This window comes from Shewanella ulleungensis (assembly GCF_014648315.1).
Lineage (GTDB): Bacteria > Pseudomonadota > Gammaproteobacteria > Enterobacterales > Shewanellaceae > Shewanella > Shewanella ulleungensis.
Window position 1 is genome coordinate 66,851 of sequence record NZ_BMQW01000002.1, and the last position, 20,602, is coordinate 87,452.

Sequence of the window (20,602 nt, forward strand, 5' to 3'; positions counted from 1 at the left end):
ATTAGCCGTTGCTGTATAATACTAAAACTAAACAATAAAACTTAATTCAACATATTTATAAAATAAAAAAGGAAATTGAAAATGGCTAAGGGGCAATCTTTACAAGACCCATTTTTGAACGCATTGCGTCGAGAGCGTGTACCAGTCTCTATCTATTTAGTGAATGGTATTAAGTTACAAGGCCAAGTTGAGTCATTCGATCAATTTGTGATCTTACTTAAAAATACAGTGAGCCAAATGGTTTACAAACACGCTATTTCTACAGTAGTACCAGCGCGCCCATTTAATGTCACTAGCCACCAGGGCACTGCCCATGGTGAAGACAGCGCTGCTGAATAATTGAAAAGGAATATACTTTTTGTTTGATCGTTATGAAGCTGGTGAAACAGCAGTACTGGTTCATATCGACTTTTCTGACGAAGAACGTCGAGAAGATTTACTTGAGTTGCAGTTATTAGTTGAGTCTGCTGGTGCTCGCTCAGTAGGAGTGATTACTGGCAGTCGACGCTCACCTGACCGTAAGTTTTTTGTCGGTACAGGTAAGGCTGAAGAACTCGCTGCGATGGTTGCAGCCACTGAAGCCAATGTAGTGATTTTTAATCACGCTTTGAGCCCAGCTCAAGAACGTAATCTTGAAATGATTTGTCAGTGTCGAGTATTAGATCGGACTACGTTAATTCTTGATATTTTTGCTCAAAGAGCAAGAACTCATGAAGGTAAGTTACAGGTGGAGCTAGCGCAATTGCGCCACATGTCAACGCGCTTAATTCGTGGTTGGACTCATTTAGAAAGACAAAAAGGTGGTATTGGGATGCGAGGGCCGGGTGAAACCCAGCTTGAAACAGACCGTCGTTTACTGCGTGGGCGAATTAAAAACATTAATCGTCGCCTCGATAAAGTAGACAAACAACGTGAGCAAAGCCGTCGTGCGCGTAAGCGAAGTGACTTAGCAACAGTATCATTGGTGGGTTATACCAACGCTGGTAAATCAACGTTGTTTAATTCGCTGACGTCTTCGGATGTGTATGCAGCAGATCAGTTATTTGCCACATTAGATCCGACATTGCGCAAGTTAGCGCTACCTGACGGAGCTGTAATTTTAGCAGATACCGTTGGTTTTATTCGTCATCTACCGCATGACTTAGTGGCAGCGTTTAAGGCCACATTGCAAGAAACTCGTCAAGCAGAAATTTTGCTGCATGTTGTTGATTGTGCTGATGAAAATATGACAGAAAATTTTGACCAAGTACAACGGGTATTGGAAGAAATTGATGCTGATGAAATCACCCAATTAGTGGTATGTAATAAGATTGATCTACTTGAAGATTTTGCACCTCGTATTGATTACGATGAAGACGGAAAACCTGAGCGTGTATGGGTTTCTGCGCAAAAACGGATTGGATTTGATTTGCTGTTGAAAGCCATTACCGAGTTAATCGGTGAGGTTATCCGCGAGCTTACATTGAAAATACCTGCATCAGCAGGACATTATCTTGGCCAGTTTTATCGACTGGATGCAATACAGCAGAAAGACTATGACGATCTGGGGAACTGTATTTTATCTGTTCGTTTATCGGATGCCGATTGGCGCCGATTAGCTAAACAGAGTCAGGGGGAATTAGAGGCATTTATTTTTGAACCTTCAGAAATAGACGTCACTTGTTAATCTCATTTATTTCATCCAATTATGGAGTGCTAAATGGCTTGGAATGAGCCCGGTAACAAGGGTAATAAAGACCCTTGGGGAAATAAAGGTGGTAACGATAAAGGGCCACCGGATCTCGACGAAGTTTTTCGTAACTTATCAAAACGTTTTGGTGGCAAAGGCGGTAATTCCGCATCTGGCCAGCCATTCAACTCATCGATATTGATTGTATTCGCTGTTATTGCCTTAATTATTTGGGGCTTATCAGGGTTATATACAGTCAAAGAAGCTGAGCGAGGCGTTTTACTTCGTTTTGGTCAACACATTGGTGAGGTGAGCTCAGGTTTACACTGGAAAGCCACTTTTATCGATGAAGTGTATACCGTAGACGTAGAAACGTTTCGTTCAATTCCTGCTTCTGGCAGTATGTTGACGTCGGATGAAAACGTAGTAAAAGTAGAATTAGTGGTGCAATACAGTGTGTCAGATGCGTATTCCTACTTATTCAGTGCAGTTGAAGCTAACGAAAGTTTACGCGAAGCTACAGACAGTGCATTACGCTACGTGATTGGTCACAATCGCATGGATGACATTCTAACGACTGGCCGTGATGCGATTCGTCGTGACACATGGAAAGAGTTAGAGCGTATCATCGAGCCTTATAAATTAGGTTTGCAGATCCGTGACGTAAACTTTTTACCAGCCCGTCCGCCTGAAGAAGTGAAAGATGCATTTGATGATGCAATTTCTGCCCAGGAAGATGAACAACGCTTTATCCGTGAAGCTGAAGCTTATGCTCGTGAAATTGAACCAAAAGCTCGTGGTCAAGTTGAACGTATGGCACAACAAGCTAATGCATACAAAGAACGTGAAGTGTTAGAGGCTCAAGGTAAAGTTGCTCGTTTTGAAAAGCTATTACCAGAGTATAAAGCTGCGCCAGCAGTGACACGTAATCGTTTATATTTAGATGCGATGCAAGCGGTCATGTCTGACACGAATAAAGTGTTAATTGATGCTAAAAATAATGGTAACTTGATGTACTTACCTTTGGATAAGTTAATGGATGCGTCTAAAAGTTCGCGCCAAGTAGCTGAGCCAGAAGCTGAACGTCATGTTAACTCAGTATCAAACACCGGCGTAAACACACCGATCACTAGCATGTCGTCTGATGGACGTCTCAGCCGCGAAGATCGTCTTCGCCAAGGGAGGAACTAATCATGGGTAGATTTGCTCTGATCATTTTGATTGTCATCTTAGGCATTGGTTTTTCATCTTTAATGGTGGTTAACGAAGGCGAGCGTGCAATTGTCGCTCGCTTTGGCAAAGTCCTTAAAGACGATGACGTGACTAAAGTGTTTGCACCAGGTTTACACTTTAAGTTACCAGTTGTTGATAAAGTGAGATACCTAGATGCGCGTATTCAAACTTTAGACGGCGCAGCCGATCGTTTTGTTACTTCTGAGAAGAAAGACTTAATGGTTGATTCGTACGTTAAGTGGCGTATTCGTGATTTTGAAAAGTATTATCTTTCTACTAATGGTGGCATCAAAGCCAATGCTGAAAGCTTATTACAAGCTAAAATCAACAACGATTTACGTACAGAGTTTGGTCGCCGTACGATTAAAGAAATCGTATCGGGTAAGCGTGATGAGTTACAAACAGATGCATTACAAAATGCATCTGAAAGCGCTGAAAACTTAGGTATTGAAGTCGTTGATGTTCGAGTTAAGCAAATTAACTTACCTGCTAACGTGAGTAACAGTATTTACCAACGTATGCGTGCTGAACGTCAAGCTGTGGCCAAAGAGCATCGAGCACAGGGTAAAGAGCAAGCTGAAATTATTCGTGCGACGATTGATGCTAACGTTACTGTGAAGATTGCTGAAGCTGAACGTAAAGCCCTTACCGTTCGTGGTGAAGGTGATGCACTTGCTGCCAAGATTTACGCTGATACTTACAGTAAAGATGCTGAGTTTTATAACTTTTTACGTAGTTTAGAAGCCTATAAAGAAAGTTTTGCAGGTAAAAACGACGTAATGGTATTAGAACCTGAAGGTGATTTCTTTAAGTATATGAAATCTTCTAGCGGTAAATAGTTACTAGTTAGCTTTAGTACAGAAACGATAAAAAGCTCAGTTAATACTGAGCTTTTTTGTATCTACAATTCAAATTCAGTTTTTCTAAAAATCTCTTTCTTTAGTATTAGATGTCTACTTTTCTCTATTTTTAGACTAAAACCTATATAAACACTTGATTAGATATAGGAATAAATCATTCTTTTTATAAGTTCATCTCGATAAAATTGTTAAAAAGCCGCTGATTTATATGCTATTTTGAAAAAAATGTTAATATCCTCAACATAGATGAGTGTTTTCACTATGATCTGGTTCTAATTTTTCGCTATAATGAGCACCGCCTCAAACTATGATTTTAGCGTTTTACCATTATGGTCGCTAAAGTATTGAAATATAAAAATTCCAACACCCTCTGGGAGATAAGTGGATGAGCAATGCGCCAGTCGATACCGGACGTCGCAGATTCCTGACAGCCGCAACCGCCGTAGTAGGTGGTGCTGGTGCCGTCGCTGTAGCGGTTCCTTTCATCAAGTCATGGAATCCGAGCGCCAAGGCGAAAGCTGCAGGTGCGCCGGTCGAAGTAAATATTAGTAAAGTAGAACCAGGTCAGTTAATTCGTGTCGAATGGCGCGGAAAACCGGTTTGGGTCGTTCGTCGTACAGAAGCTGTATTAGAGAATCTTAAATCTTTAGACGGTCAATTACGTGATCCTGCTTCAGAAGAAATGCAGCAACCAGAATATGCGGCTAACCCTGCACGTTCTATTAAGCCTGAGTTCTTCATTGCAGTCGGTATCTGTACTCACTTAGGTTGTTCACCAACTTATTTGCCTGATTCATTCGGTGAGCAGGTTGAAGGTGTAACATCTGGTTTCTTCTGTCCTTGTCACGGTTCTAAATTCGACATGGCCGGTCGTGTGTTTCAGGGTGTTCCAGCACCATTGAACCTCGTTATCCCGCCACACAAATATGTCGATGACGCTACCGTGATTATCGGTGAAGATACAGGAGCGGCGTAATGGTTAAGAATATTATTGATTGGATTGATGCGCGCATCCCAATGACGGCAACTTATAACCGTCACGTGGGCCAATATGCGACACCAAAGAATTTCAACTTTTGGTATTTCTTTGGTTCATTAGCGCTATTAGTTTTAGTTAACCAGTTACTTACAGGTATTTGGTTAACCATGAATTACGTACCAACAGCAGAAGGTGCCTTTGCTTCTGTTGAATACATCATGCGTGATGTTGAGTATGGTTGGTTATTACGTTATATGCACTCAACGGGTGCCTCAGCGTTTTTCTTTGTTATCTATATGCACATGTTCCGTGGATTAATCTACGGTTCATATCAAAAACCAAGAGAGCTGTTATGGCTATTTGGTATGTTGATTTTCCTTGTGCTAATGGCCGAAGCATTCATGGGTTACTTGTTACCTTGGGGACAGATGTCTTACTGGGGCGCACAGGTGATTATTTCTTTGTTTGGTGCTATCCCTATTATTGGTGATGACCTAACATTGTGGATCCGTGGTGACTACGTTATTTCAGGTGCAACCTTAAACCGTTTCTTCGCATTACACGTTATTGCGCTACCTCTTGTGTTAGTTGTATTAGTGTTCTTACACTTAATTGCACTACATGAAGTGGGTTCAAATAACCCTGATGGTGTTGAAATTAAAAAGAACAAAGATGAGAACGGATGGCCTGTTGATGCAATTCCATTCCACCCTTATTACACCGTAAAAGATATTATGGGTGTAGCGGGCTTCTTAATTGTGTTCTGTTATGTGTTGTTCTTCATGCCAGAAGGCGGTGGATACTTCCTTGAAAAGCCAAACTTTGAAGCGGCTAACCCAATGAAGACACCAGAACATATCGCGCCAGTTTGGTACTTCACACCTTTCTATGCCATTTTACGTGCTATTCCTGATAAATTATTGGGTGTAATTGGTATGGGTCTGTCTATTGCAGTGTTATTTATTCTGCCATGGCTTGACCGTTGTAAAGTGAAGTCTGTTCGCTATCGCAGCATGATCCATAAGATCAACATTGCACAATTTACTGTGTCGTTCATTATTCTTGGTTATTTAGGTGTTGTTCCTGCTACTCCTGAGCTAACTATTGCGGCACGTATTTTCACTTTCACTTACTTTGGTTTCTTCGTAGCCCTATGGGTTTACAGTAAGAATGAGAAAACAAAAGAAGTACCAACGAGGGTGACACACTAATGAAAAAGTTATTAATTGCATTAGTTACTTTGTTGCCATCTTTGGCGATGGCAGCAAGTGGGCATAATGTTCACTTAGAAAGCGCTAACGTTGACTTACATGACAAAGAGTCATTAGAACGTGGTTTGGGTTTATTCCAACAATATTGTTCAGGTTGTCATAGCACTCAATACCAACGTTACGAGCGTGTTGCTACGGATTTAGGTATTTCTACCGATGATATGCGTAGCAAGTACATTCTTAATGATGCAAAAATTGGCGATTTAATGGAAAATTCAATTCCTACTGCCGATGCTGCTAAATGGTTTGGCGCTGCGCCTCCAGATTTAACATTGGTTGCTCGTGTGCGTGGTGAAGATTGGGTATATTCTTACCTTAAAGGTTTTTATGCTGATGAGACTCGTCCATTTGGTGTAAACAACACAGTTTTCCCATTAGTGGGTATGCCTCATGTATTACAAGACTTACAAGGTCTTGCAGTAAAACAAGAAGATGGCACATTTGTTACCACAGGTGGCAAAATGACAGCGGAAGAGTATGACCAAGCGGTCCGTGATATTACGGGTTTCTTAGTTTACTCAGCTGAACCTGTACAGTTAGAGCGTAAAGCTTTAGGTATGTGGGTGCTTGGATTCTTGTTTATTTTCTTCATCATTGCGTATTTGTTGAAGAAAGAGTACTGGAAAGATGTACACTAGCTAGCAATAACGGTTATTATACATAATCCGCATATTGTAAACGGGGGGCTTAGCCCCTCGTTTGTTTTGTTTTTTTTAGATTCTGGAGGGTATCAATGGCTGTTGCTGCCAACAAGCGCTCTATCATGACACTTTTTTCTGGTGCCGATGATTTATATAGTCACCAAGTACGTATCGTATTGGCTGAAAAAGGGGTTACCGTTGATGTTTTGCAGGTAGACCCAAGTGAAATGCCTGAAGATTTACTTGAAGTCAATCCATACAATTCAGTACCGACCTTAGTTGATCGCGAATTAGTATTGTATGAATCTCGTATTATTATGGAATATTTGGATGAGCGTTTCCCGCATCCTCCATTGATGCCTGTTTATCCTGTTTCTCGCGGTCAAAGCCGTTTGATGATGCACAGAATCGACACTGACTGGTATGCGCTTGTTGAGCGTATCCGTAAAGGTGAAAAGGCTGATGCAGCACGCAAAGAATTAACCGAAAGCTTAGTTGCTTTAGCACCTGTATTTGCTGAAATGCCATATTTCATGAGCGAAGAGTTTGGTTTATCTGATTGCTACTTAGGCCCATTATTATGGCGCTTACCAGTATTAGGGATTAACCTAGACCCTCGTACAGCAAAAGAGATCAATGCTTATATGACTCGTATTTTTGAACGCGAATCATTTAAAGCTTCGTTAACTGAGGCTGAGCGCGAAATGCGCATGGGCATGTAATGAAACCAATAACACCTAATCGTCCGTATTTATTGCGAGCTTATTATGAATGGTTGATGGATAACCATTTAACGCCGCATGTAGTCGTGGACGCTTTTGTTAAAGGTACTCAAGTTCCGCAGCAATTTGTTAAAGACGGTCAAATCGTGTTAAACATTGCAACTGGAGCTGTGGCTAATCTTCATATGACTAATGATGCAGTAGAGTTTAATGCTCGTTTTGGTGGTGTTCCACAAAATGTGTTTTTACCTATGGCCTCTATCGTAGCCATTTATGCCCGTGAAAACGGTGCTGGTACGGTGTTTGATATGGAAGATGCTTACATGATTGAAGATGAACATGATGAACTTTCATCAGTACCATCATCTGTTAAGTCAGCTGAAGAGCCAACAACCACGCCTAAAACGACTAAGTCGAGCAGTTCAGACGATAAAGCGAAACGCAGAAGTCACCTAACCGTGGTTAAGTAATTGACCATGTTAGGACATAAAACCAGTCGCAAGACTGGTTTTTTTTAAACTAAAAAAAGTGACGAGAATCAATAATGTTATTGATGATTGATAATTATGATTCATTTACGTTTAACCTTGTTCAGTATTTTCAAACACTTGAACAAGCGATTATTGTTAAACGCAATGATGAAATTACTCTTGAACAAATTGAAACATTAGCGCCTAGCCATTTAGTTATTTCACCTGGCCCTTGCACCCCAAACGAAGCAGGGATATCACTTGCTGCAATTGCCCATTTTGCTGGAAAAATACCCATTCTAGGTGTGTGCTTAGGCCATCAAGCTATTGCACAAGTCTTTGGTGCTAATGTGATAAGGGCTAAGCGTGTTATGCATGGTAAAACCAGTTTAATACAGCACAATCAACAAGGCTTATTTTCCGAGCTTGCACTGCCTCTTCAAGTTACGCGTTACCACTCACTGCTCATTGACAGCATTCCCAAGGATTTCGAACTTGATGCTTGGTACGATGATCCGATCCACGGGCGTGAAATTATGGCCATGAGTAATCAGGCGCTAGGGATATACAGCGTACAGTTTCATCCTGAATCGATTTTAACCCAGCAAGGGCACGAGTTACTGGCTAATTTTTTACGTGTATAATCTATAGTTATACTGATTAATATATATATTAAGTCATTGATATATTATGCGTATTTTATGTTACAACTTCAGTTATTCACCCTCGGTTAATCTTACGTATAATATGCTATAAATAGCGCTTAAAAATAATAAAAGGGATGAACATGAACAGCTTTCTGCGACATTTTGCCATTAGTGCCGTTTCATTAGCCATGATGGGCGGCTGTGCAGCCACTGTCGACTCAACATCAGTGACAACAACTGCGATACCTGAACAAATTACCGTTGCGTTAGCGACACCTCCTAAAGCGGAACAAGCTCTAACACTCAAGCAAATCATGGCTAATCCAGATTGGATGGGGATTTTGGCTCAGGGTGCATATTGGAGTGACGACAGTCAGTCAGTGTATTTTAGTCGTCAAGCTCACCAGTCGCCTGTTCGTGATTATTATCAACAAAGTATTACAGCAACAACTGCTAATCAGCTTGAGCTTTCTCAGTTGCATTTAGCTGATCAGCGTAATGGCGTTATGAATTTAGCTCAATCTCAAAAGGCGTATATTTACCAAGGGAATGTTTTTGTCAAAAACCTTCAAAATGGCAATATTAGTCAAATTACTCGTCAAAATGATGCGATAAATGGCGTGCGCTTTTTAAATAATGGCGATCTTGCATACTGGCAAGGCAACAATATTTTTCGCCTGCATCAAGCCACTGGTATGGTTGAGCAAATTGCGGCGATTCAAATGGCTAATGAGCCAACAAGTACGCCAGAGCCAAGTAGTTATATTGCCAAGCAACAACATCGTTTAATGGGTTATGTGGCACTGCAACATAACAATGACAAAGCTCGTGAAGATTATCGTGAGTCACTAGCTAAAGCTGATCCAACATTTTCAGCCCAACCATGGTATTTAGGTGACTCAGAAACTGTCTCAGAAATGAGCTTATCGCCTGACGGCCGTTATGTGATACTGGCACTAACGGACAAAAATTATACTTGGCGAGCAGAACACGACATTATGCCTAATTATTTAGGTAAAGACGGTTATGTTGATGCAGTTCCTGCGCGAGCCCGTGTTGCTGAAGATGCTTTTCCTGGCCAACGTCTAGTGTTACTTGATCTTGTTGAACGCACTAAAAAAGATATTACTATTGAAGGGTTAACTGGGTTTGATGAAGACGTATTAGCCAGTGTTAAAGCCGAAAACGCTAAAGCCCAAGGCAAGAGTTATAAAAGTGTCAAAGCCCCACGCTTAATCCAGTTGATGCAAGACTGGGAGTGGAGCCAAAGCGCGATGCAGTGGCGTGAAATTGACAACCAGTTGATAGTGATGGTTGAAGCTGTTGATAACAAAGATCGCTGGATAGCGCGTGTAGACCTGCAAAAGGGAAAGTTCGTTACTGAACATCGTTTACACGACGATGCGTGGGTTAATTATAACTATAATCAATTTGGTTGGATAACCGGGACTGACACTATTTACTATTTGTCTGAGGAGTCAGGTTTTTCTCATTTATATACCAAGTCACCAGCAGGTAATGTTACTGCATTAACAAGCGGTAAATATGTGGTTGATAATGTGACCTTATCTCCAGATGGTAAGCACATTTATTATCGTGCTAACAAAGATCATCCTGGGAGCTACAATGTTTATCGAGTAGAGGTTGCTACAGGTAAAAATGAGCAACTAACCCAATGGTTTGGCACTTTAGATTACAGCTTAAGCCCAGACGGTAACACATTATTATTAACAGCATCAGCGGCAACCAGCCCAGATGAGCTATTTATTCAACCTATTGGCGGTGAACTTAAACCGTTGACTCACTATACCAGCGACACTTTTAAAGAATATCCTTGGCAAATGCCACAGGTTGTTGCAGTACCATCAAGCCATGGTGCAGGCCAAGTTTACGCTCGAGTGTATTTGCCACAAGGTTATGATGTTAAGCAAGCTGATAAATATCCCGCAGTCGTGTTTAACCATGGAGCAGGTTATTTACAAAATGCGCATTATGGATTTTCTGGCTACTTTCGTGAGTTTATGTTCCATAACTTATTAACTCAGCAAGGTTATGTAGTGATGGATATGGATTATCGAGGTTCAAAAGGCTATGGTCGTGATTGGCGTACTGCGGTATATCGCAATATGGGCCATCCAGAAGTTGAAGATTTAAAAGATGGTGTTGCTTGGCTAGCGAGTAACGCTAATGTAGATGCAAAACGCGTAGGCACTTACGGTGGGTCTTACGGTGGTTTCTTAACCTTTATGGCCTTATTTAATGAACCCGAGTTATTCCAAGCAGGCGCTGCATTACGCCCTGTAAGCGATTGGGCTCATTATAATGCACCATATACGGCTAATATTTTAAATACGCCTGACATCGATCCTATTGCTTATGAGCGTAGCTCTCCAATAGAACATGCTCATGGGTTACAAAAACCATTGCTGATTATGAGTGGCGTATTAGATGACAATGTATTTTTCCAAGACAGCGTTAGAATGGTTCAGCGCTTAATTGAATTAGAAAAACCGATGTTTGAAACCGCTATTTATCCCGTTGAGCCGCACGGTTTTGTGCAACCATCAAGCTGGTTAGATGAATACCGTCGTATTTATAAATTATTTGAGCAAGAGCTAAAATAGCTACTGAGTTCCAAATTAATAAATAAAATCGTATGAAGGCTTTCTTTGGAGAGCCTTAATTTTTATGATTACTCCTAACATCATAATTAAGGGCAGTGTTGAGTGGCAATATCAGTCGCGGGTGGTGTAAGACCCGGAAAAGTCATTGAAATAGAACGTCGACTCTACAATCAGCTTATTGTGGGTAAACAACCTGTTGGTTCAATGCTAGATGAACTTAATAGCGAAATAGAAGAAAGCGCCAATAAACTTGATATAGAACGCAAAGCGTTAAAACTGCGTATAGAAAAACAAGTGCAAGAGCGTCATATATACCTCGAAGTTTCAAGTCACTTAACCCATACGGTCAATAATGCTGTTGAACATCAAATGCTCAACCCCCTGTCTATTATTGAGTCAGCAGGGATTACCGAAAGTCAAATTTTGTTATTAGATTTACTGTTAAGCCCTGATCTGAATTTAAATCGTCTGCGACCAATTATTGAAGACAATAGCTGGCTATGCCGCGATTTAATCAATTTGATCAACAGTCCGGCCTCGCGTCACCGACGTCCAAAAAATTCAGATGTACAAGTGACAGATATCAAATTGGTGTTAAATTATATTGGCTTAGAAAACCTTCGGTTATTGATCCCATATTTTTGTTTACGTAACTGGTTACCGGCAGGTAATGCTAATTTATTGTGGATAACTCGTAAGTTATGGCGTTATAGCATCATGAGCGCAATAGCTGCGCAAGCCTTAGCTGAGTTACATAATAAAGAGCCGAGCCTGACTTATACTTGTGCGCTAATGTATCAATTTGCGACCTCAATTATTTTGAACCAAAGTGGCCAGATTTTCGATAAAACGTGGGGAACTTGGCTACGAGAGGCAAGTCAAAGTCGAGATAAGCAAGTCTATGATGCGATTATGGCAACCGACTTTCCGGCTGAATCTATATTTGAACAGGTGATGTTGCATGGGCATAAGTTGAATTGGCAGTTGCTTAATTTACTGAAATTTGAAGATTCAGCAATGACTCGAATATTGAAAGAGCTTGACCATGATTATCATTTTTCTGAGTTATCTGCTGACGCGGCAATCGTCGCCAAAGCAAGTTGTTATGCCAAAGTGCTATTATTAGAAGAGCAACAGCTAATTGACCCGCAAGAAAAACGAATCATGTTTGATTATTACGAGTTTTCGGCTCAAGAATTATTACGTCTCAAAGCGCAAAATTTTCGTAAGCTTGATTTACTTTAAGCGTGGTAAAAGCTCATTATTACGAAATGTTAAATTTGTGTAGTTATTCACTTTCGGTGAATAGCTACACAAAATGCAGTGAAATAACTTTTTTTATGACTATTTATGCTCGCTAGCCCCCCGATAAACGCTTTATTTAGTCATATTTTTCAATCTTTATGCAGAATAGACTTCCCTCCTGCTGAAGTTAATTGTACAGAACTGGTATTTTGATCACATTTTCGCTAATAATGTCCCATAAATAACACAAGCTTCCGCCAATGCACTTACAGAATATAAAGCAAACAGCGGAAACAGCGGCTTTCAAGCTGCTTACAACCTGAAGGATGAAATGCAATGAGTCTAGAAATGAATCTAACACGTGCCCAATTCGATGAAGTCATGGTGCCTAATTATGCGCCTGCTGCCGTTATTCCTGTCCGTGGTGAAGGTAGCCGTGTATGGGATCAAGAAGGCAATGAATTCATCGATTTCGCTGGTGGTATTGCAGTTAATTGTTTAGGTCATTGTCACCCAGCTTTAGTGTCAGCATTAAAAGAACAGGGCGAAAAGCTTTGGCACTTATCGAATGTAATGACCAACGAGCCGGCGTTAGAATTAGCCACTAAATTAGTTAACTCTACATTTGCGGAACGTGTTTATTTTGCCAACTCTGGCGCAGAAGCAAACGAAGCAGCACTTAAATTAGCTCGTCGTTATGCATTAGATAACCATGGGGCTGATAAAGACCAAATTATCGCTTTTGACAAAGCATTCCACGGCCGGACATTCTTTACTGTAACCGTAGGCGGACAAGCCGCTTATTCAGACGGTTTCGGCCCTAAGCCGCAAAGTATTACCCACGTACCATTTAATGATATTGCTGCTTTAGAAGCTGTTATTTCAGATAAAACTTGCGCCATTATGCTAGAGCCACTTCAAGGTGAAGGCGGCATTATTAATGGTGACCCAGAGTTCTTAAAAGCTGTGCGTCGTTTAGCAGACAAGCATGATGCTTTGGTTATTTTTGATGAAGTACAAACTGGCGTGGGTCGTACTGGTGAGTTATTTGCTTACATGGGTACCGACATCGTGCCTGATATTTTAACCAGTGCTAAAGCATTAGGCGGCGGTTTCCCAATCGCGGCAATGTTAACAACGGCTAAAATTGCCGCTCACTTAAAGGTGGGTACACACGGTTCTACTTACGGTGGTAATCCATTAGCGTGTGCTGTAGGTAACGCGGTAATGAACGTAGTGAACACCAAAGAAGTGCTTGATGGTGTTAAACATCGTGAGCAATTATTCCGTGATGGTTTAGCGGCAATTAATGCTAAGTACAACGTATTTAGTGAAGTTCGTGGTAAAGGTTTATTGCTTGGCGCGGTATTAAACGAAAAATACGAAGGCCGAAGCCGCGAATTTTTAGTTGCATCAGTTGCCGAAGGGTTAATGAACTTAATTGCTGGTGCAAATGTGGTGCGTTTTGCTCCATCATTGGTGATCCCAGAAGCTGATATTGCTGAAGGCTTAGCGCGTTTTGAGCGTGCAGTGGCAAAAGTAGTAGCAGGTTAATGAACAACTGAGTGTGAGGCTGGCTTGCACTCTGGTTGTTTGGGTTCGCCATAAGGGTTTGCTGCGTTGGTGGGTACACTATCAGCGCAGCAAGCTAGTGGCGCAATGAGGAGATTAAGATGTTAATCATACGTCCTATCCGTGCTAGTGATTACGATGCACTTTATAGTATCGCAGTTGAGTCAGGCCACGGTTTCACATCTTTACCAGTAAACGAAGAGTTACTGCGTTCAAAGATCGCTAGGGCAGAAGCATCTTTTACTAAGCAAATTGATAAGCCTTTTGATGAAGGCTACTTAATGGTGCTTGAAGACACCAAAACCAATGAAGTTGTTGGTACTTGTGGTGTTGAAGCTGCCGTCGGCATGCAAGATGCTTTTTATCATTATCGCTTAGGCACTGAGGTTTACCATTCTCAGCAGATTTCTGTGCGTAATGAAGTTGAAACCCTCACTTTATGTCATGACTATACTGGTGCTGCAGAAGTCTGCACTCTGTTTTTAAAAGACGCATACCGTAAAGGCAATAATGGTCGCATGTTGTCACGTTCGCGTTTTCTATTATTGGCTCAGCATCCACAGCGCTTTGGCGAAACTGTCATTGCTGAAATGCGCGGCGTGAGTGATGACCATGGTGATTCGCCGTTTTATGAATGGCTACAACATCATTTTCTAGGCATCGATTTTGTTGAAGCAGACTATTTGTCTGGTTTAGGCAAAAAAGCGTTTATGGCTGAAATGATGCCCCGCAACCCTGTATATGTTTGCATGCTGCCTAAAAAGGCGCAAAAAGTGATTGGTGAGGTTCATAAAAATACCAAGCCAGCCCTGCGTTTATTACAAGCCGAAGGCTTTAAATTCCGTAATTACGTCGATATTTTTGATGGTGGTCCAACCGTAGAGTGTGCTCTGAGCGAAATCCGTTCGGTTAAAAAAAGCCGCTTACTCACGGTATCGATTGGCAAAATGCCTCACGCAGATCATCATTTTATTATTTCCAACACGTCGCTGGCTGATTATCGTGCATCAGCTGCCAAACTGTTGGTCTCTGATGAACACGACGATGTTGTTCTTAGCCCTGAAATAGCAGCCGGTTTACTGGTTAGCGATGGCGAGCAAATTCGTGTTTTAGCAATGTAGGAGTAAGAAATGACACAATATATTCAAGGTCAGTGGTTAGCTGGCGAAGGTCATGATGTTAACTCAAGCAACCCAGCAAACGGTGAAGTGATTTGGCAAGGTAAAACGGCTACACCAAACCAAGTGAATGCTGCTGTTGATGCTGCTCGTGCAGCCCAGTTTGATTGGTTTATGTTGGGCTATGAAGCTCGTTTGGCCGTTGTAGAAGCGTATCGTGCACAACTAGAAGCAAATAAAGACGAAATCGCCGAAACAATTGCCCAGGAAACCGGTAAGCCACAATGGGAAACGGCCACAGAAGTGGGCGCGATGATTGGTAAAATTGCTTTGTCTGCTAAAGCTCACGACAAACGTACAGGAACCGAAACTAACGACTTACCCGCTGGGCGTGCAGTATTACGTCATAAACCACATGGTGTTGTGGCGGTATTTGGACCTTATAACTTCCCAGGGCATTTACCTAATGGTCACATTGTACCGGCATTGCTAGCGGGTAATACTGTAGTATTTAAGCCGTCAGAGCTCACACCTAAAGTGGCAGAGTTAATGCTGAAATGTTGGGATAAAGCAGGCTTGCCTCAAGGTGTAGTTAATCTTGTCCAAGGTGAAGTTGAAACCGGTAAAGCACTGGCTTCGCACCCGCAAATTGATGGTTTATTCTTTACCGGTAGTTCGCGCACTGGACACATTTTACATCAGCAATATGCCGGTCATCCAGGTAAGATTTTAGCCTTAGAAATGGGTGGTAATAACCCGCTAATCGTTAAAGGTGTTACCGATACCAAGGCTGCAGTACATGACATTATTCAATCTGCTTATATTTCATCAGGACAGCGTTGTACTTGTGCCCGTCGTCTGTACATAGAAGAAGGAGCGCAGGGGGATGCGTTAATTGCTGAGCTTGTTACCGCGATTAAACAAATCAAGGTTGGCCCTTGGAATGCACAGCCGCAGCCATTTATGGGCTCAATGATCTCTGAAACGGCCGCTAGAGGCATGGTGGCCGCGCAAGCAACACTGCAATCTCTTGGCGGTGTATCGTTAATTGAATTGATACAAGTTGAAGCCGGTAAAGGGATTGTGACCCCAGGTTTAATTGACGTGACTTCAATTGCCGACTTACCAGATGAAGAATACTTTGGTCCGTTATTGCAACTTGTCCGTTATCGCGACTTTGACCAAGCTATCCACTTAGCGAATGCCACGCGTTATGGTCTATCTGCTGGTTTATTAGCGGATAGCCGTGAAGATTACGATTATTTCTTAGCACGTATTCGTGCTGGTATTGTTAACTGGAATAAGCAAATCACTGGCGCTTCAGGTTCTGCACCATTTGGTGGTGTTGGGGCATCGGGTAATCATCGTGCTAGTGCATTTTATGCCGCAGACTATTGTGCTTACCCTGTTGCTTCAATGGAAGCTGACTCTGTAAGTCTACCTGCCACTTTAAGCCCTGGCTTATCAATTTAAATTGATAAGTCCATCGCATGATTCGGTGCTGGTGATGTTTATGATATCACCAGCCTTATTATAAGGATTTAACCATGCATACTGACGTTAATGTTTTGTTTGCCGAGTTATGGCAAGACTATATTAAGATGACGCCTTCAGCGGCTAAAATTCATCAACTGCTAGGCCATGGCGCAGCGATCATTAATGACCATATTGCCCTGCGTACGTTTAATATCGCCAAGGTTAATCTCAGCGTGTTAGCTGAGCATTTTACTTCAATTGGTTATATTGATAGCGGCGATTACAAGTTTGAGCAGAAAAAGCTAGTCGCTAAACATTTCGAGCATCCAGACCCAACTCAACCTAAGGTATTTATATCGGAATTGTTGGTTGAAGAGTTTAGCCCTGAACTGCAAAAAACCATTCATGGTTTAATTGAGCAAGTTGATGTTGCGGCTACAACCGCAGATAACTTTATTTATTCTGGTCGTCACTGGAACTTAGATAAAGCGACCTACAAGGCGTTGTTGGCGGAGAGTGAATATGCCGCTTGGGTTGCTGCTTTAGGTTATCGTGCGAACCACTTTACTGTATCGATTAACGATTTACCGCAGTTTGAGCGTATTGAAGATGTAAACCAAGCATTGAAAGATGCAGGTTTTGTACTTAATGCCTCAGGTGGTGAAATTAAAGGTACACCAGAAGTATTGTTAGAGCAGTCATCTACCATGGCCGATAAAGTGGTGGTTAACTTTACCGATGGTGATGCTGAAATTCCTAGTTGTTTCTACGAGTTTGCTCGTCGTTATCCAATGGACAACGGCAAACTGTATACTGGCTTTGTTGCGGCATCAGCCGATAAAATTTTTGAAAGTACCAATGCAATGATGTAGTGTAAGTTGCGCAAAAAAGACCTGCTTGAGCAATTAAGCAGGTCTTTTTTATTGGCTTATGATGATTAGTTTTTGGCTAGTTGTTCAGGACTACTGGCTCATCACTATATTGACACTCAGTCCGTTTAAAGTCTCACTTCGATTAAACGTCAAGCTAAAACCATATTGTTCGCAAATCTCTTTAACAATAGATAATCCTAACCCGTGCCCCATGGTCGCTTCATCTAGGCGAGTGCCTCGTGCGGTTAATGATGCTATTTTATCTTGTTTTACGCCACTGCCGTCATCTTCAATTTGTAGAGATATACCGCCATTTTGTATTTGATTGATGCGCACATTCACTTGCGTATTAGTCCATTTAAAGGCGTTGTCTAGCAAGTTTCCAAACAACTCCATACCATCTTCACGGTGAATGGGGATCCTACTAATGTTATCTGGATTAATTAACACACAGTTAATATCTCGTTGGCGATGCACTTTATGCAGGGTATTAATTAAACTGTCGAAGTCTTTAGGCACGGCTAATTGCGCGGCAGGCAACATATCGCCAGTAATTCGCGCCGCAGCCAGCTTACGTTCAATCATTTTATGCACTAGATCTAATTGTTGCTGCATAGCCATGGCTGCCTCTGGGTGAGATAAGCCTAAGGCTTCAACTTGTTGCTGCATAACCGCGAAAGGTGTTTTTAAGCCATGGCTTAAATTGCCTAAGTTGTTACGGCTGCGCTCTATTTGTTTTGCTGTGTAATCTAATAATTGGTTGTAGGTTTCAGCTAACGGACGGATTTCTGCTGGAATTTGAGCTATTTCAAGGGAGGCAATATCGCCTTCACGAAGTTTAGCGAGTGCTCCTTGGATTTGATTTACCGGTTTAAACGATTGACGCAAGATAATGAAAATACCTGCAATCATAGCCAATAACATGCCTATATTAATCGCAAGTTTGGTGCCAAATATCTCGCTAAATACTCTGCGGCCAATACTGAGATCTTGCGCTACGGTTAAGGTTGCAGTGTTTTTACTATTCGGCGCACCAATACCAATGGATAATAATTGCATATCATTGTTTTTAGGACCTTTTGCTTGCCAAACACGCTTTTGTTGAGTCTCTAAATTAACAATATGTAACTCAGCATCCCACAAGGAGCGTGAACGAATAGTGTGATCTGGTAAGTTTAATTGGAAGTAACGACCTGAGTATGCTGGCCGATAAAAACTGGATAATTGATTTTGGTCGATAACCAGTTCGCCCTCTTGAAGGCGTGTAGCGATAATGATGTGCTCTAAATCTTCTTCTAACCGATTAATTATTGAATCATGAAATGCATCACGCAACATTGATTCAAAAAGAAATAAACCGATCAACGTTGCGATGATAATAAGGCCACTCAACCATAGGCTAAGTTTAAAGCGAATTGACATCATTCCACTAAACCGTGAAAGATATAACCTTGTCCGCGACGGGTTTCAATCGTGGTCTTACCCAGTTTCTTACGTAAATGGGTGACATAGACTTCGACCACATTGCTTTCTTTTTCATCATCAAATTGGTATAGCTTATCGGTAAGTTGAGATTTTGACAGTAGTTTTTTAGGCGACATTAAAAAAATCTTTAATAGCCTAAACTCCATCGATGTTAGCTCATATTCTTGCTCACCAACTGTGACCTTTTGTTCGTTTTCATCTAAATTAACACCGCCATAGCACAGTAGTTTAGACGCTGAGTTTGCTCGCCCATGGGCTCGATGGATTAATGCCTGTATACGGGCTAGTAATTCTTGTGCGTGAAACGGCTTGCCTAAGTAGTCATCTGCACCAGCGTTAAACCCTTCTACTTTTTCATGCCACTGGCTACGGGCTGTGAGCATGATAACAGGCGTGCTTACGCCACGTTCTCGCCACTGTGTTACCAGCGATAAGCCATTACCATCGGGTAAGCCAATATCGAGAATAACGCAATCGTATTCAGTTTCTTTCATTAGATAATCGGCTTCGACCGCTTTATCGGTAACGTCAGTAATATACCCAGCCTGCTTAAGTTGTTTTTCAAGCTCAGCGACAAGTAATGGATTATCTTCAACGAGTAACAGTTTCATGTTTAGTGCATTCGCTCGGTAATTGTGGCAATGGGTTTTGCATGCCATTGACTGCATCTAACTGCAGATTAATAACATGTCCTTGGGCGAGTTTGAACTGTAAGTCATAACGCCACTTATCTTGATATTGGTAAAGCTGAGCATCGACTAATTGACCATCACAATACTGTGACACCCAAGTTAAATAATCATCTAATGGACGTATATTACCAGAAGTCACTAGTTTTTGGACTTTATCATGATCAAGCGGGAATTCAGTAACAGGAATATCTTGCTGATTAATGGATAGGGCCATTAAGCTGACTGTGGCGATGAACAAGCTATTCATGTTCGCTCCCAAAATAAAAAAAGTGGCGTTCATAGTATGAACACCACTTTAATAATCTTGGCTTAAATCAAGCTGAAGTAGAGCCTGATTGGCGCTTAAATCGCGCCTATAGTATTAGCGTGTACCGTAAACCACTATTGTTTTACCGTGTGCTTGGATTAAGTTTTGCTCTTCAAGCATCTTCAAAATACGGCCAACAGTTTCACGTGAACAACCTACAATTTGACCAATTTCTTGACGAGTAATTTTAATCTGCATTCCGTCAGGATGTGTCATAGCATCGGGTTGTTTTGCTAGGTGCAATAATGTTTGTGCAATGCGACCTGCAACGTCTAAGAAGGCTAGGTCGCCCACTTTTTGGCTTGTGCTTTGTAAGCGATAGGCCATTTGTGCAGAAAGCTTCATTAAGATTTCTGGGTTAACTTGAATCAATTGCTTAAATTTCTTATACGAAATTTCAGCAATTTCACACGCTTGTTTAGCGCGAACCCAAGCAGTACGTTCTGCTTGATCTTCAAATAAACCGAGCTCACCTATGAAGTCGCCTTGATTAAGATAAGAAAGGATCATTTCTTTACCTTCTTCATCTTTGATCAATACAGCAACAGAACCTTTTACGATGTAATATAAGGTGTCAGAATCTTCTCCAGCATGGATCAATGTGCTCTTTGCTGGGTACTTGTGAATGTGACAATGTGAAAGAAACCATTCTAATGTTGGGTCAGGTTTTGGCTTACCAATCAGAGCCATACGATATTCCTCGATTGATTAAAAATGAA

General features: G+C 41.5%; 20 protein-coding genes. 16 read left to right on the top strand and 4 right to left on the bottom strand.

The window, feature by feature from the left end:
* Nucleotides 1-81 precede the first annotated feature (81 nt).
* The 16 genes from hfq to IEY40_RS04165 all read left to right on the top strand — a co-directional run bounded on the left by hfq (nt 82) and on the right by IEY40_RS04165 (nt 17,399).
* Nucleotides 82-339: an RNA chaperone Hfq gene (hfq, locus tag IEY40_RS04090; RefSeq protein WP_188953637.1), complete on the top strand. Its 258-nt coding sequence runs from the start codon at nt 82-84 to the stop codon at nt 337-339.
* 19 nt (nt 340-358) lie between these two features.
* A complete protein-coding gene (hflX, locus tag IEY40_RS04095; protein ID WP_188953639.1) occupies nt 359-1,666 on the top strand; it encodes a ribosome rescue GTPase HflX in 1,308 nt (435 codons plus the stop codon).
* Between the two features lie 33 nt (nt 1,667-1,699).
* Nucleotides 1,700-2,860 carry an FtsH protease activity modulator HflK gene (gene hflK, locus IEY40_RS04100; RefSeq protein ID WP_188953641.1) on the top strand — a complete coding sequence of 387 codons (1,161 nt, stop codon included), beginning with the start codon at nt 1,700-1,702 and terminating at the stop codon, nt 2,858-2,860.
* Between the two features lie 2 nt (nt 2,861-2,862).
* A complete protein-coding gene (gene hflC / locus IEY40_RS04105; protein ID WP_188953644.1) occupies nt 2,863-3,741 on the top strand; it encodes a protease modulator HflC in 879 nt (292 codons plus the stop codon).
* A 406-nt stretch (nt 3,742-4,147) separates the two neighbouring features.
* Complete coding sequence (gene petA / locus IEY40_RS04110) at nt 4,148-4,738, top strand: ubiquinol-cytochrome c reductase iron-sulfur subunit (RefSeq protein ID WP_188953646.1); 591 nt, start codon at nt 4,148-4,150, stop codon at nt 4,736-4,738.
* Nucleotides 4,738-5,952, top strand: a complete 1,215-nt coding sequence (locus tag IEY40_RS04115) for a cytochrome b (RefSeq protein WP_188953648.1) — start codon at nt 4,738-4,740, stop codon at nt 5,950-5,952. The genes petA and IEY40_RS04115 overlap by 1 nt, the downstream gene beginning before the upstream one ends.
* Nucleotides 5,952-6,650, top strand: coding sequence for a cytochrome c1 (locus IEY40_RS04120; protein WP_188953650.1), 699 nt, complete (start codon nt 5,952-5,954; stop codon nt 6,648-6,650). The genes IEY40_RS04115 and IEY40_RS04120 overlap by 1 nt, the downstream gene beginning before the upstream one ends.
* 95 nt (nt 6,651-6,745) lie before the next feature.
* Nucleotides 6,746-7,375, top strand: coding sequence for a stringent starvation protein SspA (gene sspA, locus IEY40_RS04125; protein WP_160052625.1), 630 nt, complete (start codon nt 6,746-6,748; stop codon nt 7,373-7,375).
* On the top strand, nt 7,375-7,845 hold the full coding sequence (locus IEY40_RS04130; protein ID WP_188953652.1) for a ClpXP protease specificity-enhancing factor: 471 nt from the start codon (nt 7,375-7,377) through the stop codon (nt 7,843-7,845). The genes sspA and IEY40_RS04130 overlap by 1 nt, the downstream gene beginning before the upstream one ends.
* 74 nt (nt 7,846-7,919) lie before the next feature.
* Nucleotides 7,920-8,489, top strand: a complete 570-nt coding sequence (locus IEY40_RS04135) for an anthranilate synthase component II (protein ID WP_188953654.1) — start codon at nt 7,920-7,922, stop codon at nt 8,487-8,489.
* Nucleotides 8,490-8,632: 143 nt separating this feature from the next.
* Nucleotides 8,633-11,116, top strand: a complete 2,484-nt coding sequence (locus tag IEY40_RS04140) for a S9 family peptidase (protein ID WP_188953656.1) — start codon at nt 8,633-8,635, stop codon at nt 11,114-11,116.
* Nucleotides 11,117-11,218: 102 nt separating this feature from the next.
* On the top strand, nt 11,219-12,361 hold the full coding sequence (locus IEY40_RS04145) for an HDOD domain-containing protein (RefSeq protein WP_188953658.1): 1,143 nt from the start codon (nt 11,219-11,221) through the stop codon (nt 12,359-12,361).
* Between the two features lie 336 nt (nt 12,362-12,697).
* The gene (locus IEY40_RS04150) at nt 12,698-13,915 is read left to right on the top strand and encodes an aspartate aminotransferase family protein (RefSeq protein WP_188953660.1); all 1,218 of its coding nucleotides are present in this window, start codon (nt 12,698-12,700) and stop codon (nt 13,913-13,915) included.
* 119 nt (nt 13,916-14,034) lie between these two features.
* On the top strand, nt 14,035-15,054 hold the full coding sequence (gene astA / locus IEY40_RS04155) for an arginine N-succinyltransferase (protein ID WP_188953662.1): 1,020 nt from the start codon (nt 14,035-14,037) through the stop codon (nt 15,052-15,054).
* Between the two features lie 9 nt (nt 15,055-15,063).
* A complete protein-coding gene (gene astD / locus IEY40_RS04160; protein WP_188953664.1) occupies nt 15,064-16,524 on the top strand; it encodes a succinylglutamate-semialdehyde dehydrogenase in 1,461 nt (486 codons plus the stop codon).
* 74 nt (nt 16,525-16,598) lie between these two features.
* Nucleotides 16,599-17,399, top strand: coding sequence for a DUF1338 domain-containing protein (locus IEY40_RS04165; RefSeq protein WP_188953666.1), 801 nt, complete (start codon nt 16,599-16,601; stop codon nt 17,397-17,399).
* A gap of 90 nt (nt 17,400-17,489) precedes the next feature.
* On the opposite strand, the gene IEY40_RS04170 is transcribed toward IEY40_RS04165, so the two are convergent.
* The 4 genes from IEY40_RS04170 to crp all read right to left on the bottom strand — a co-directional run bounded on the left by IEY40_RS04170 (nt 17,490) and on the right by crp (nt 20,573).
* A complete protein-coding gene (locus IEY40_RS04170; RefSeq protein ID WP_188953668.1) occupies nt 17,490-18,824 on the bottom strand; it encodes a sensor histidine kinase in 1,335 nt (444 codons plus the stop codon).
* Nucleotides 18,821-19,495, bottom strand: coding sequence for a response regulator transcription factor (locus IEY40_RS04175; RefSeq protein WP_188953670.1), 675 nt, complete (start codon nt 19,493-19,495; stop codon nt 18,821-18,823). Before IEY40_RS04175 ends, IEY40_RS04170 begins: the two co-directional genes overlap by 4 nt.
* Nucleotides 19,476-19,823 (bottom strand): PepSY domain-containing protein, encoded by a 348-nt coding sequence (locus IEY40_RS04180; RefSeq protein ID WP_188953672.1) that lies wholly within the window; start codon nt 19,821-19,823, stop codon nt 19,476-19,478. The genes IEY40_RS04175 and IEY40_RS04180 overlap by 20 nt, the downstream gene beginning before the upstream one ends.
* A 114-nt stretch (nt 19,824-19,937) precedes the next feature.
* Nucleotides 19,938-20,573, bottom strand: coding sequence for a cAMP-activated global transcriptional regulator CRP (gene crp / locus IEY40_RS04185; RefSeq protein WP_188953675.1), 636 nt, complete (start codon nt 20,571-20,573; stop codon nt 19,938-19,940).
* Between the last annotated feature and the right edge of the window lie 29 nt (nt 20,574-20,602).